Source organism: Pseudomonas sp. KK4 (assembly GCF_001984065.1).
In the GTDB taxonomy this organism is placed as follows: Bacteria; Pseudomonadota; Gammaproteobacteria; order Pseudomonadales; family Pseudomonadaceae; genus Aquipseudomonas.
Window position 1 is genome coordinate 11884 of record NZ_LYVP01000045.1, and the last position, 13865, is coordinate 25748.

15 protein-coding genes are annotated in these 13865 nt (G+C 59.6%); 8 read left to right on the forward strand and 7 right to left on the reverse strand.

The window, feature by feature from the left end:
• Window positions 1-283: 283 nt before the first annotated feature.
• Window positions 284-2143: an ABC transporter ATP-binding protein gene (locus B0W55_RS16330; protein ID WP_077047002.1), complete on the forward strand. Its 1860-nt coding sequence runs from the start codon at window positions 284-286 to the stop codon at window positions 2141-2143.
• A gap of 66 nt (window positions 2144-2209) precedes the next feature.
• Here B0W55_RS16330 and B0W55_RS16335 read toward each other — a convergent pair whose 3' ends face one another.
• Together B0W55_RS16335 and B0W55_RS16340 are read right to left on the reverse strand one after the other, a co-directional pair.
• On the reverse strand, window positions 2210-2506 hold the full coding sequence (locus B0W55_RS16335; RefSeq protein WP_077046969.1) for a helix-turn-helix transcriptional regulator: 297 nt from the start codon (window positions 2504-2506) through the stop codon (window positions 2210-2212).
• A gap of 169 nt (window positions 2507-2675) precedes the next feature.
• Window positions 2676-3131 (reverse strand): hypothetical protein, encoded by a 456-nt coding sequence (locus B0W55_RS16340; RefSeq protein ID WP_077046970.1) that lies wholly within the window; start codon window positions 3129-3131, stop codon window positions 2676-2678.
• Between the two features lie 125 nt (window positions 3132-3256).
• On the opposite strand from B0W55_RS16340, the gene B0W55_RS16345 reads away from it, so the two are divergent.
• A complete protein-coding gene (locus tag B0W55_RS16345; protein ID WP_077046971.1) occupies window positions 3257-3655 on the forward strand; it encodes a GFA family protein in 399 nt (132 codons plus the stop codon).
• A gap of 170 nt (window positions 3656-3825) precedes the next feature.
• Window positions 3826-4860: a sensor domain-containing diguanylate cyclase gene (locus B0W55_RS16350; RefSeq protein WP_077046972.1), complete on the forward strand. Its 1035-nt coding sequence runs from the start codon at window positions 3826-3828 to the stop codon at window positions 4858-4860.
• 34 nt (window positions 4861-4894) lie between these two features.
• On the opposite strand, the gene B0W55_RS16355 is transcribed toward B0W55_RS16350, so the two are convergent.
• A complete protein-coding gene (locus B0W55_RS16355) occupies window positions 4895-5791 on the reverse strand; it encodes a LysR family transcriptional regulator (protein ID WP_077047003.1) in 897 nt (298 codons plus the stop codon).
• Between the two features lie 127 nt (window positions 5792-5918).
• Between B0W55_RS16355 and B0W55_RS16360 the strand changes: the two genes are divergently transcribed.
• The 4 genes from B0W55_RS16360 (at window position 5919) to B0W55_RS16375 (ending at window position 9752) form a co-directional block, all read left to right on the forward strand.
• On the forward strand, window positions 5919-6584 hold the full coding sequence (locus B0W55_RS16360) for an RraA family protein (RefSeq protein ID WP_077046973.1): 666 nt from the start codon (window positions 5919-5921) through the stop codon (window positions 6582-6584).
• 10 nt (window positions 6585-6594) lie between these two features.
• The gene (locus tag B0W55_RS16365; protein WP_077046974.1) at window positions 6595-7803 is read left to right on the forward strand and encodes a pyridoxal phosphate-dependent aminotransferase; all 1209 of its coding nucleotides are present in this window, start codon (window positions 6595-6597) and stop codon (window positions 7801-7803) included.
• A 93-nt stretch (window positions 7804-7896) separates the two neighbouring features.
• Window positions 7897-9156 carry a cation:dicarboxylate symporter family transporter gene (locus B0W55_RS16370; RefSeq protein ID WP_077046975.1) on the forward strand — a complete coding sequence of 420 codons (1260 nt, stop codon included), beginning with the start codon at window positions 7897-7899 and terminating at the stop codon, window positions 9154-9156.
• Between the two features lie 155 nt (window positions 9157-9311).
• Window positions 9312-9752, forward strand: a complete 441-nt coding sequence (locus B0W55_RS16375; protein ID WP_077047004.1) for a VOC family protein — start codon at window positions 9312-9314, stop codon at window positions 9750-9752.
• A 212-nt stretch (window positions 9753-9964) separates the two neighbouring features.
• On the opposite strand, the gene B0W55_RS16380 is transcribed toward B0W55_RS16375, so the two are convergent.
• A complete protein-coding gene (locus B0W55_RS16380) occupies window positions 9965-10603 on the reverse strand; it encodes a type II toxin-antitoxin system HigA family antitoxin (protein WP_077046976.1) in 639 nt (212 codons plus the stop codon).
• Entirely contained in the window at window positions 10600-10932 is a 333-nt protein-coding gene (locus B0W55_RS16385) for a type II toxin-antitoxin system HigB family toxin (protein WP_077046977.1), read from the reverse strand. Before B0W55_RS16385 ends, B0W55_RS16380 begins: the two co-directional genes overlap by 4 nt.
• A 167-nt stretch (window positions 10933-11099) precedes the next feature.
• Here B0W55_RS16385 and B0W55_RS16390 point away from each other — a divergent pair, with 167 nt between their 5' ends.
• On the forward strand, window positions 11100-12014 hold the full coding sequence (locus tag B0W55_RS16390; protein WP_077046978.1) for a helix-turn-helix domain-containing GNAT family N-acetyltransferase: 915 nt from the start codon (window positions 11100-11102) through the stop codon (window positions 12012-12014).
• Between the two features lie 116 nt (window positions 12015-12130).
• Here the strand turns inward: B0W55_RS16390 and B0W55_RS16395 are convergent, their stop codons facing one another.
• Complete coding sequence (locus B0W55_RS16395) at window positions 12131-12661, reverse strand: ester cyclase (RefSeq protein WP_077046979.1); 531 nt, start codon at window positions 12659-12661, stop codon at window positions 12131-12133.
• Window positions 12649-13764, reverse strand: coding sequence for an alkene reductase (locus B0W55_RS16400; RefSeq protein WP_077046980.1), 1116 nt, complete (start codon window positions 13762-13764; stop codon window positions 12649-12651). The genes B0W55_RS16395 and B0W55_RS16400 overlap by 13 nt, the downstream gene beginning before the upstream one ends.
• Window positions 13765-13865 lie beyond the last annotated feature (101 nt).

The window sequence follows — 13865 nt, forward strand, 5'->3', positions numbered from 1 at the left end:
GGATTCTGGCGTACGCGTAGGCAACCGCGCAAGGCTTTGTAGCTTCCCGGAAAGATTCCTGACACCCGTTAAACACACCGCCTCCCGCAATGTTTAAAACACACCAAACCCTGTAGGAGCGAGTTCACTCGCGATGGTCGCCAACGATAACGCTGGCCACCTGACACCCCGCGGCGCTCTCTCGTTTTTCGCGAGCGAGCTCGCTCCTACAAAAGCAGCGTTCCCCCTCAAACCAAACTTTAAATGGCAGAATCCCCGTAACTTGATTGTTTCGGTGACCTCCATGCTTCGCGTATTTGAACAAAGACTCGACCCCTTCCCGCCCGACGAGGTACCGCCGCCGCCCGATGGGCTGGCGCGGTTCCTGTGGGCGTGCACGCGGGGTGCCCGTGGTTATGTGCTGGCGTTTGCGCTGCTCAGCGCCGCGGTGTCGATCTACGAGGCGTGGCTGTTTTCGTTCCTGGGTCAGGTGGTGGACTTGCTCTCGACCTGGCAGGCCGGCGGTGAAGCGGCGGCGCAGGAAAGTCGCGTGTTGTGGGGCATGGCCATTGTGATGGTGGCCAGCGTCGGCCTGGTGGCGTTGCGCACGATGGTGCAGCACCAGATATTGGCGATCAATTTACCGCTGCGCCTGCGTTGGGACTTCCACCGATTGATGTTGCGCCAGAGCCTGTCGTTCTTTTCCGACGAGTTCTCCGGCCGGGTCACCACCAAGGTGATGCAGACCGCGCTGGCGGTGCGCGACGTGCTGTTCACCCTGATCGAGATCGCCCCCGGCATCGGCGTGTATTTCATCGCGATCATCGCCCTGGCCGGCGGTTTCGCGCTGAAGCTGATGCTGCCGTTCGTGGCCTGGATCATCCTGTTCGCGCTGGCCATGCGCTACTTCGTGCCGCGCCTGGGCAAAGTCGGCCAGGAACAGGCCCATGCGCGCTCCTCGATGACCGGACGGATCTCGGACGCCTACACCAACATCACCACCGTAAAGCTGTTCTCCCATTCCAATCGCGAAGCGCATTTCGCGCGCGCGGCCATGGAGGATTTCAAGCAGACCGGCTTTCGCCAGATGCGCCTGGTCAGTCAGTTCGAGATCGTCAACCAGGCGTTGGTGGTGGCGCTGATCATGGCCGCCGGCGGTTATGCGCTGTGGCTGTGGCACCAGGGCGAAGTCGGCGCCGGTGCCGTGGCGGCGATTACAGCCATGGCATTGCGCATCAACGGCATGTCGCACTGGATCATGTGGCAAATGACTTCGCTGTTCGAAAGCATCGGCACCGTGCAGGACGGCATGTCCACCCTCACCCGCGGGCCCAAGGTGCAGGATGCGCCGGACGCCGGCACGCTGGTGACCTCCGGCGGCGCGGTGACGTTCGACAATGTGCGCTTCAACTACAACGGCGAACGCCAGGTGCTCGATGGCCTGAGCCTGAACATTCGCCCGGGGGAAAAAATCGGCCTGGTGGGCCGCTCCGGTGCGGGTAAATCCACGCTCATCAACTTGCTGCTGCGCTTCTACGACGTCGACAGCGGGCAGATCCGCGTCGACGGCCAGGACATCGCCCACGTGACGCAAGACAGCCTGCGCAGCGCCATCGGCATGGTCACCCAGGATACTTCCCTGCTGCACCGCTCCATCCGCGACAACATCGCCTACGGCCGACCCGATGCCACCGACGCCCAAGTACGCACCGCCGCGGCCAATGCCCAGGCCGATGAATTCATCAGCCAACTGAGCGACCGCCAGGGCCACAGCGGCTACGACACCCTGGTGGGCGAGCGCGGCATCAAGCTCTCGGGCGGTCAGCGCCAGCGCATCGCCATCGCCCGAGTGATGCTCAAGAACGCGCCGATCCTGCTGCTCGACGAAGCCACCAGCGCGCTGGATTCGGAAGTCGAAGTGGCCATCCAGGAAAGCCTGGATGAAATGATGCAAGGCAAAACCGTGATCGCCATCGCCCACCGACTGTCCACCATCGCAGCGATGGACCGACTGATCGTCATGGACGATGGCCGCATCGTCGAACAAGGCACCCACAATGAATTGCTCGCCAGGAACGGCCTCTATGCACGGCTCTGGCAGCACCAGAGTGGTGGGTTTTTGGGTGAGGATCAGGGGGTGACCGAGGCGATGGATCAGGTGTGAGTGGATCGAGGGCTTTACGCACTTCTCGAGACGGTCAGCGCGTCGGTACGTTCAACTCTTTCGTCATCACCTCATCCCCCGCTTGCGCTTGGCATTCTTGAGCTCTTCAATTGAATTTGGATGCTCAGTCTTGAAGAGCCGGGTTACGCAAGTGAGTTCATCAAGAGCGGTGGCCATGAGGATCAGAGCCTCCAGGGTCACCACTCCAGTGGTCTCGAATCGCTTGATGGTAGACTCAGACACCCCCGATTTTTCGGCGAGCGTCTTGCGAGAGAGGTTTTTTGATAGGCGCAGTGTCTTGGCGTTCTCTCCAACATTCCTGGCGATCTCAGCTGGCGAATAGAGTAAATGCATGAAAGACATGGCCGCCTCTGACTATTTGACAATGGTTATATCTGACCAGCTATTGCGCAAAATCGCCTTATTTTGGTCATGTATGACCCCTTGATAGCATTCGCGCGCTATGAAATGACAGAATTTTTTCTTGTACATTGAAGTCAGTTCCCTCATGCCCCTTTGCATAAACCCACACTCAAAACGACAGTACGCCGCAGTGCATCATCGTGCTGCACAGAATCATTTGGGCGAGCAAGAAACCCAGGGCAGCGCCCAGAAAACCGACGCCTGCGACAATCCATGGCAGGCGTGCTTTCACCCGGTACTTCAATAGCCAAGCCGCTACACCAGCGCCTACCAACATGCCGGGCATGGAAAACAGGTGCCCAAGCACTAGCAACCCTTCGGGCCGAGCGTGACTGAGCATGACTTTCATGTAGACCAACAGACTCGCGATCGCTGCCGCTGTCGTGCCAGTGAGAAACAATGCCGGAGCTCGCAGGATCAAGCCCGGCACCAGCGCCGCCACGGGCACACCGAGCAGGTACCAGAAACCTGAGTACAGCGGATCGGCGCCCATGCTTGCGTAGAGAAGAATGGGAGCGAACAGGAGGAGTGAATACGCAAGATCATGTCTAACACCGATTGTCATCCTGGCCTCGTTATCAGCTTCATGCTTGCTCAATAGCGTAGATGAGGAAGACGTTTTTATTCTGTTTGTCCGCGCACCTGCTCACCGATTAAATTGGCCTGTCTTTTTTTCGGGCTGTACCAACAATGACCTGCACTTTCCAAGGCAGCTGCCTCTGCCGCGTTGTCAGATACGAAATCAAATCAAGCCCGAAAGCGCTTTCGCATTGCCATTGCAGCCAATGTCGCAAAAGCCATGGGGCGGCATTTGCCAGCTATGGCAGCGTACCGCGCACTGATTTGCAGATCATTCACGGTGCTGAGCACATCAGGAGCTACCGCTCCTCCGAGTCAGTACTTCGTCAGTTTTGCAGCCAATGCGGCTCGTCGTTGTTCTGGTCGAAAGACAGGAGTGAGTACGCAGACTGGGTATCCGTAGCACTGGGTACCCTGGACACGCCTTTTACGTCGCAGAAGCAGCGACATATCGAGGTGGCGTCCAAGGCGTCGTGGTATGAGATTCAGGATCAGTGGCCACAGTCTTGACGCCACGGTTGCGCGCCTTACTGGATTTTCTGCTCGAACAGTTCGAACAAGTCTCCAGTGAGATGAGTTTCACACTATCGCAAGCAAGCCCCGCAGGGAAAACCCCTTCACTGTTCAGCAATCCCCCCATCAGCCGATAATTGAAGCACCCTTCAGTTATTGGCTCCCCAATGGATCAGACGCTTTCCTTTCTCTGCGACACCCTTCCAAAAGCGCAAACACTGGAGCAGCTCACGCGCCCCTTGCTGACCCTGCTCAGCCAGGTGGCCGGCATGGAGTCGACCTACCTGACGACGATTGATACCGACGAGGGTGTCCAGCGTGTCGAGTTCGCGCGCAACGTCGGTGACATGGTGATTCCCGAGGGGCTGGTGGTGCCTTGGGCAGATACGCTGTGCAAGCGGGCGCTGGACGAGAATCGCCTGTATTCGGATAACGTCGCCCAGACCTGGGGTGACTCTGAGGCGGCCACGGCCCTGGGCATCCGAACCTACGTGAGCGCGCCCATCAGATCCCGGGACGGCCAAGTGCTGGGGACGGTCTGTGCCGCCAGCTCGGATCAGGTGGCCCGCACGCCTGAGGTGGAGCCCCTGCTGATGCTGCTGTCATCGTTGCTCAGCTATGCCCTTGAACGCGGGATGCTCGTCGAGCAACTGCAGACGGCCAACGCCGAATTGACCAAACTGGCCCTGACCGACCCACTCACCGGCCTGTCCAACCGCCGCGCCATCCTCAACGACGCCGTGCGCCTGTTCGCCCTGGCCCAGCGGGAGAACAAGTACATCCTGATGGGTGTCATCGATCTGGATGGCTTCAAGCTCATCAATGATACCCGCGGCCACCAGGCAGGCGACGAACTGCTGCGCGGTGTGGCCACCCAACTGCAACATGGCCTCCGAGCGAGCGACGTCATCGGGCGCACCGGCGGCGATGAATTCATCGTGATCGCCCTGGGCACACCTTCCGAACACGCAGAGCCGGCAAAAGACATGCGCCATGCCGCCGACCTGCTGCAGGATCGCCTGGCCAAAGCGACCATAGGCAACTATGAACTGGGCCACGGGCTTGGCGATATCCACTATCCCGGCGCGAGCGTCGGGGTGGTGGCGGTGATGCCGGGCAGTGTGACCGTGGACGAGGCGACGAAGCTGGCAGACCGCGAGATGTATAAGGTGAAACAGCAGCGAAATCGTCAGCGGGCCTAGCAAAACAGTGGGCCATGGGTCGGTTGCCGCCCTCCTATAGCAGCAGCGTCGAAAAATCGCAGTGGCTGACAGCCAACTGTGCAACGTTCTGGTTCAAACCCAATTGCCGATCAGAACGGTACAGCACCGCGTAGCGAATTCGCGGCAGCCCAGGCGTGGTGACCAGGGCCCGCAAGGCACCACTGTCGATCAAGTGCGACAGGCACGCCTTGGGCAGGTAGCTGACCCCTACCCCTGACAAAGTGAGCCCCACCTGCACCAGCAAGTTGTGGCTGGTGAGGGTCTTGGGCAATTGCACGTCATGGGAAGCCAGCCATCGCTCATAGACCAGGCCAGTGCCGGACTGTGAACCCTGGGTCAACACCGTGAACCCGGCCAGGACGTCGAGGCTCACAGGGTCTGGATCGCCAATCAGACCTGGCGCACACATCCAGGCATTTTCAACGCTTTGGAGTGGCGTACTGACGAATCGAGCGTCGTCATAGACGTCCGGCACAATGATCAAGTCGAGCTGGTCATTTTCCAGTTTGCGAAACAACTCGCTGCTGAGCTCCACCGAAGGCTCGATCTGCACTTTTGGATAAGCCTGTCGTATCGCCTCGACCAGCGCCGGTAACCAGGTCAGCGCGGTGAGTTCGGTGACACCCAGGCGAAATCGTCGCACCAGGACTTCACGGGCACTGACGCGCTCCAGCAAATAGTCGCGCCGCTCAAGCAAGTCCCTGGCGTAATCGAGCAGCTCACTGCCCTTCTCGGTCAACCGAGCGTTGCGTTTGCTGCGGTCGAAAATCTCCACATCAAAGGTTTCTTCGAGTTCCTGTATGCGCTTGGAAATCGCCGACTGAGACATGTTGAGTTTGTTCGCCGCCGCTTCGAAGCTGCCCAGCTCGGCTATCCAGTACAGCGCGTCGATTTGCTTGAAAGTGATCATGCTTTCTTCACATGAAAAAAAGCGATGGTAACGCATAATAAAATATCGCTAAAACTGTTTACTCATCACTCCTAAGATCGAGCCACAGCCCTGATCGGCTGCTACCTCATTCTTACGGAGATCCGCCATGTCCTTGCCAGGTTCACGCATTCTTCCCAATCCTCCGCTGGCCGATGCTGAAGTGCTCCAAGCTTTCGCCCACGTGGTGACGCCGCACATCAGCGACAACCTCGGTCGCCATATCGGTGCGCGCGGCCTTACGCGTTACAACCGAAGCGGAAAACTGGTGGGCACCGCCCTGACCGTCAAAACCCGTCCTGGCGACAACCTGCTGATCTACAAAGCCATGAGCATGCTGCAGCCAGGCCATGTCCTGGTGGTAGACGCCCAAGGCGATACCAACAACGCTGTGATCGGCGAACTGGTCAAGCTCTACGCCCAACAACGTGGCTGCGTCGGATTCGTCATAGACGGGGCGATTCGTGACGTCGCCAGTTTCGACGACACCCCATGCTATGCCCGAAGCGTCGTTCACTGCGGCCCGTATAAAAGCGGCCCGGGTGAGATCAACGTGCCGGTCAGCATTGGCGGCATGGTCATCCAGCCAGGCGACCTGCTGGTGGGCGATGAAGATGGACTGGTGGCCTTCTCCCAGTCGGATGCCGCTGAGGTTCTGCGCCGCGCCGCGCAACATGCGGCGCATGAAGAAGAGGTGAAAGCGGAAATCGCCACCGGCGCTGTCCGCCAAAGCTGGATGGACAAGGTATTGAAACAGGCCGGCCTGGCCGATTGAGGAGAACGACATGAGCACTTCCTTTTTGTCTGACCGAGTGCTGGGCATCGAGCCTTCACCGAGCATTGCCGCCAACGCACTGGTGGCTGAGTTACGCGCTCAGGGTCGCGACATCGTCAACTTCACTGTAGGCGAACCGGACTTCGATACCCCGCCACACATCCTTGCAGCGGCCAATGCCGCCATGCACAGCGGTGACACGCATTACACCGCCACCACCGGCACGCTCGCCCTGCGACAGGCCATCTGCCAAAAGCTCGAACGTGACAATGGGCTGACCTACGGCCTGGACGAAGTCGTCGCCGGGTGTGGGGGCAAGCACATCATTTATCACGCACTGGCCGCGACCCTGAATCCGGGTGATGAAGTGATCGTGCACACGCCTTACTGGGTGTCTTACCCGGATATCGCTCGCTTGAACGATGCCACCCCGGTGATCATTCCCGGTGACGAAAGCAACGGCTTCAAACTCTCGCCCCAGGCGCTTGAACAAGCCATTACACCGCGCAGCAAGTGGGTGATTCTCAACACCCCGAACAACCCCAGCGGCGCCGTCTACACCGATACCGAACTGCTGGCGCTGGCCGCCGTGCTGCGCAGGCACGCACACGTCCTGATCATGGCCGACGAAATCTATGAACAGTTCGTCTACGCCGATGCCCGGCATGTGTCCTTGGCACGGATCGCACCGGATCTCAAGGCACGTACGCTGATCGTCAACGGGGCGTCCAAAGGCTATGCCATGACGGGTTGGCGCCTGGGGTTCGGCGCAGGCCCTGCCTGGCTCATCGCAGCCATTGGCAAACTGTTGTCGCAAACCACCACCTGCCCGAGCTCCATCAGCCAGGCTGCAGCGGTGGCCGCTTTCGCGGGTGACCAGGCGCCCATTGCTGACATGCGCGAGGTCTATCAGATGCGTCGCGATCGCATGCTGCAACTGTTGGCATCGATCAGCGAGTTGCGCTTCACGCCGCCGGACGGGGCGTTTTATGTGTTCGCCAACGTCAGCGCACTGATGGGCAAGACCACGGAAAATGGCGAAACCCTCCAGACCGATTCGGCGCTGGTCGCCCATCTGCTCAAGGAATACGGACTGGCCACCGTCAGCGGTGCGGCTTACGGCATGTCGCCCTATATCCGACTGTCCTTTGCCAGCTCACTGGACGTCATCGAAGAAGGCTGCCATCGCCTCGAACAAGCGTGCCAACGATTGCGCTGACGAGCGCTCGCGACATCCGACAGCCATCGGACGGCTGCTCATTGACTGCCTAGAACAACACTCATAATCATTGTCATCAAATGAGGCATCCCCATGCACAAGCCCCGTATCGCGCTGGTATGGCAAATCATGATCGGCCTGCTCGCCGGCATCGCCATCGGCGCCCTGCTGCACCGGTTTCCCGAATCCCGTCCATGGCTGGTCGACAACCTGCTGCAACCCGCAGGCGACATTTTCATCAAGCTGATGAAGATGATCGTCGTACCGATTGTGTTTTCCTGCATGGTGGTCGGCATCGCCGGTCACGGTGACGGCAAATCCCTTGGCCGCATCGGGATTAAATCGCTGGGTTATTTTTTCTGCATCACCACCCTGGCAATCATCATCGGGCTGGTCATTGGCAACCTGCTCAAGCCCGGAGCCGGAACAGATCTGGCGAGCCTCAAGGCAGCCGCGATCACCCTGCCGACCAGCAGCGGAGCGGGTCATAGCCTGGGGCAAATCATTGTCGGAATCATCCCCGACAACGTGATCAATGCGATGGCGCAGGGCAGTCTGCTTTCGGTGTTGTTTTTCGCGGTGATGTTCGGCCTGGGTGTCTCGAAGCTGAGCAACGAACGCAAGGAACCGGTGATTGCGCTGCTGCGCGGCGTCTCGGAAGCGATGTTCAAGGTCACCTCGATGATCATGGCCTACTCACCTATCGGCGTATTCGGAATGATCTCCGTGACGGTGGCCAACTTCGGTTTCAGTTCTCTGCTGCCATTGGCCAAACTGATCATGGTCAGTTATGTCGCCATCGCTTTCTTCGTACTGGTCGTTCTGAACCTGGTGGCGCGACTCTGCGGCATCAACCTGTTCGCCCTGATGCGCCATATCAAGGACGAATTGGTCCTGGCCTTCTCCAGTGCCAGTTCGGCAGCGGTCATGCCGCAGTTGATGAAGAAGCTTGAGACATACGGAGTACCGCCCTCGCTGGTCAGTTTCGTCGTACCTGTCGGCTACTCGTTCAACCTGGATGGTGCTTCGCTGTTTTTGGGCATAGGCACGTTGTTCGTGGCGCAGTTGTATGGCATCGATTTGAGCATCGGCGACCAGGCCCTGCTCGTGGTCACCATGGTCCTGACGTCCAAGGGGGCTGCCGGCGTACCCGGTTTCATGTTCGTGATTTTGTCAGCCACGCTGGCCAGTGCCGGCCTGCCCCTGGAAGGCATCGCGTTCATCGCTGGGGTCTACCGGTTGATGGAAATGCCGACAACCGCCTTGAACGTGCTGGGCAATGCCCTGGCGCCGTTGGTGATTGCCAAATGGGAGGGCCGCGCTGCGCACTGCCTGAAGGCGACACCGGCCTGAGACGCCGCTGGTCAGGCAATGTGGAAGGTGCTCGTTGGTAAAGTGTGAAGTTGCCCCCTTGGCAAGCAGTCCTGGGGGGCTTGGATATACTGGGCAGACTCTCGTTTACCCAAGACAATCACTTCGGCCTATTGCAGCCCGACGGGACCAAACCCATGCCCCTCAAACGAATGGACAACATCCTGATCGTCGTCGACGATCTCGACGCGGTGAAAACCTTCTTCATCGAATTGGGCCTCACCCTCGAAGGCCAAACCACGGTCGAGGGGGCCGCTGTCGGGCGCCTCATAGGGCTTGAAAACGTCAAGTCCACCATCGTCATGCTGCGCACGCCCGACGGTCAGGGAATCGAGCTGGACAAATTCCACACGCCCGACGCCATCAGGTTCGGCCCTGTGGATGCGCCGGTCAACACCTTGGGGCTGCGTCGGCTCATGTTTGCCGTTGAGGGTCTCGATTCAGTGGTGGCGCATATGCAGGCCCATGCCGCCGAATTGATTGGCCAGATGCAGTACGAGCAATCCTACCGGCTCGCCTATATTCGCGGGCCGGAAGGCATCATCGTCGGGCTGGCTGAGCAACTTGTTCAAGGGTGACTGCGCGAACGCAGTTTTCAAAGAGGATGCCCCGCCGTTCTGAGTAATGCTGTTCACTTAAGGACGCTGCCCCTGGCGCAAAGTGCATGGGAGCGGGTCGATAAAGGTATCAGTGCGCGCCATGTTCTGGTTTTCATCAACTTGCCTTGAAGCCAGATCCGACAGGGAGCGCGCTTTATGTTCAGGTTCGCCGGACTGCTGTTTATCCTGCACTACCCCTTCGCCGGGGCTTTATCTGTGCTTTTACGCCCCTTGGGGGCTATCGCTTCATACTCAGCAGTATCGGCCTCTGTCACCAAATGTGCGGCCACTGCAGTGTCGCGATAGCGGTAATTGGCCGAGGTTTTCCTGGCCACGGGCCGATCCGGTTTCATGGACGTTGCCTTGGCAGGGGTTGTCGGCACAAACGCCCCCGGATCCATCGCAAAACGCTGAGCCAGCGCATAAGCCATCTTGTGGCTGATGGGCCGATCGCCACTGAGCACCTTGGACACAGCCGTTTTATCGCCGATTTCAGGGAGGTCGGAACCGGTGAGCCCCTGTGTCGCCATCAGATCCTTGATCAGTTGCACAGGGGTACAGCTCGCTTCAAACGCGGCATTCGATTGGCGAAACTGGTCGGAGTCGCGCTGGTAAGCCAGGATCGCGTCCTCAAGTTCAACGAGAATTTTCTCCTCGACCTTGCTCAGTTCACGGCCGTCGGTGAGCTCATCGAGCAGCTCGGTTGCACGCTCGTAGTCGGCGGGGGTCTCGATGCCGTGCACGAATTCACCGCGCAGGCGCTCCAGTACCGCGTGCAGTTCACCCAGTGTCGCGATCACGGATTGAAAGTCGGTGCGGGTTGCACTCATCGTCTTACTCCTTTGTTTTTTGCGTACCAGAGGTTGGCAACGTCGTAATCGGCATGGGTGTAGATGTGTTTGACATAGAACTTCTGTCGGGCGTAGTTCACTGCGCCGATGACCCTCAGGTTGTTGCCGCCGACGTCGATCACCACCCAATTCATGGCGGCTCGCGGCTTGAACAAATCGATACCTTGCGTACCGAACATTTTTTGCAGATCCGCGAATTCCGCCGGGCGGGCCATCTTCAAAAGGCGCAGGCACCGGCATAGCCCGGCCCTGTCGTTGGGGTACAACATCGCAGCGTCGTCAAAACGTGATGGCTTGAGTATATCCATTGGCTTCCCTGTCCTTTGTGGTGATACTACCTGAGTTGTGTTTTTTCACAACTCTATTATTAACGATGGCCCGCCCCAAAAACCCCTCGCAAGCCGACCACCGAACATTTGACATGATTGCCTAAGGCAACCATATTATTGCCCAAAGCAACCATATGAGATTTGCCATGACCGCCCTCATCGAACGCGCCGAAACGGTACGCCGCTTCAACCGCTTCTACACCCACCAGATCGGCGCGCTGCAAGAGCACCTGCTCAAGGCCGAATTCTCGTTGACGGAGGCTCGCATTCTTTTCGAGTTGGGCGCCAGTGATGGCCTCAAGAGTGCTGACCTGTGCCAGATGCTCGGCCTGGACGCCGGCTACGTCAGCCGGGTCATAGGCGGGTTCGAGAAACAGGGCTTGATTGGCAAGACTCGCTCGGCAAGCGACGCCCGGGCCTCGCAAATCCAGCTCACCGCGTCCGGCCGCAGCGTATTGGCCTCGCTGGAGCAAGCCGCCCGCGAGGAAGTCGTGGCGATGCTGCAAGGCTTGCCTGAGTCGCAGCAAGAGCAATTGACCCAAGCGATGAAGCGGATACAGGCGCTGCTGGGCGACCGCGATCCGTCCTATCTCTTGCGCGACCCCAAGCCAGGTGACATGGGCATTGTCGTTCAGCAGCAAGCCCAGCTCTATACCCGCGAATACGGTTGGAATTCGCAGTTCGAAGCGCTGGTGGCAGAAATTGTCGCCAAATATCTTCGTGAATTCGATCCATCGTGCGAGCGATGCTGGATCGCGGAAAAAGATGGCAAGGTCATCGGTTCAGTCTTTGTCGTCAAACATGACCAGACTACTGCCCAACTGCGAATGCTCTATGTAGACGCCAGTGCCAGAGGCATGGGCATCGGCAATCGACTGCTTGATGAAAGCCTGCGATTTGCGCACGATGCCGGTTACACGCGCATGATGCTCTGGACCACCAGCGTGCTTGGCGATGCCCGAAAGCTCTATCAGAAGGCAGGCTTTCAACTGGTCGACGAGGAACAGGTGCACAGTTTCGGCAAAGACCTGGTCAGCCAGACCTGGGCGCGGGATCTGTAGGAGCGAGCTCGCTCGCGATGGTCGTGAACGATAACGCGGGGCGCCTGATGCCCCGCGGTGTGCTTTCGTTCATCGCGAGCGTGCTCGCTCCTACAGGGGCCAGGGTTGCCGGTTGTTCAGCGGGGGACTACGCCTATTTGCTGCAGGAAGGTCAGGTTGTCTTCCAGATGCCAGTTTTCGGCGATCCTGCCATCGGCGATGCGGTAGAGGTCGGTGGCAATGAAGTCCACTGCCTGGCCCTGTCCCCTGACCCCGTTGAAGCTGCCGGTGAAGTGTCCGGTGAAGCGCAGGTGCGATACCACGCGATCGCCACTGACAATCATCTGCCGGACCTCGCAATTCAGGTCGGGCACTGCCGCGTGGAACGCCTGGGACGCGGCCAGCGGCCCGGCAATGCCCTGGGCTCGGCCCGGGGGCAAGGCGCGGTCCATGAAGTCGGGCGCCAGAGCCTGCCGGGCCAGCGACGGATCGCCGGATGACCAGAAGGTTGCGTAACGTCGTGCAGCGAGGGTCTGCGCCTGAACCTGTTCAGGCTTGGCACCGGGATCGGTGATCAGCACGTTCGGAGTGACCAGTGTCGGTTCCGCGGCCAGCGCAGGCTGACCGAGGACCGCAGCCGCCAGCAGACCTGCAATCAGCAAGCGCATTGGGTTTCTCCGCGGGCGATGGAGGCATAATCGGTGTAGCCCTGGGCCGTGCCACCGAACAATGTCGCGGGATCGAGAGCCGCCAGTGGCAGGTCTTGCTCCAGGCGCAAAGGCAAGTCGGGATTGCCCACAAACGGTCTGCCGAACGCCACAAGGTCTGCATAGCCCTGGCCGATGACCCACTCGGCGCGTGCGCGGTCGTAATTGCCGGCAACGATGATCGGCCGAGTGAAGCGTTGGCGAATGGCCTGGCGAAACGCTTCGGTGAACACCGGCGCATCGTCCCAGTCCGCTTCGACCAGGTGCAGGTAGCCGATGCCTTTTTCCTGCAGGTACTCGGCCGCTTCGAGGATGGTCGGCAGGATGTCCGGGCAGGCCATGCCGCGGGCGGTCAGGAACGGTGCCAGGCGGATCGCCGTGCGTTCGGCGCCGACTTCATCGCTGACCGCGTCGACCACTTCCTTGAGAAAACGCAGGCGGTTGCTGCGTGAGCCGCCGTATTCATCGGTGCGTGTGTTGGAGGTGGTGCGCAGGAACTGGTCCACCAGATAACCGTTGGCACCATGGATCTCCACACCATCGAAACCGGCACGGATGGCCCGGCGTGCGGCCTGGCGAAAGTCGTCGACGATCTGGGCGATCTCGGCGCGGGTCAGCGCTCGCGGCGTCGGGCTGTCGAACATGCCGCCCTGCCCCGTGACCGGGTCGACTTTCCAGATTTGCCCTTCGAAAGGTTCGGCGGACGGCGCCACCGGCAGGTCGCCGCCGTGGAAGTCCGGATGGGACAAGCGCCCGACGTGCCACAGTTGCAGGAAGATCCGGCCGCCCTCGGCATGCACCGCTTCGGTTACGCCCTGCCAGCCTTGCACCTGCGCTTCGCTGTAGATGCCGGGGGTGAAGGAATAGCCCTTGCCCTGCGGGGATATCTGCGCCGCCTCGGTCACGATCAACGCCGCCGACGCTCGCTGGGCGTAGTACTGAGCGTTAAGGGCATTGGGAATATCGCCGGGCTGGCTGCTGCGAGCACGGGTCATGGGCGCCATCACGACCCGGTGAGGGGCATTGAGGCCTGCAAAGGAGATCGGTGTGAATAACGTCGTCATGATGGAGTTTCCTGAGCCAGTGAGAGTGGATGGGCTCAGTCTGCGATCGGGGATCTGATTTGATAATTGGGCTAGTCTTTGATGGATTTTCAAAAATACTG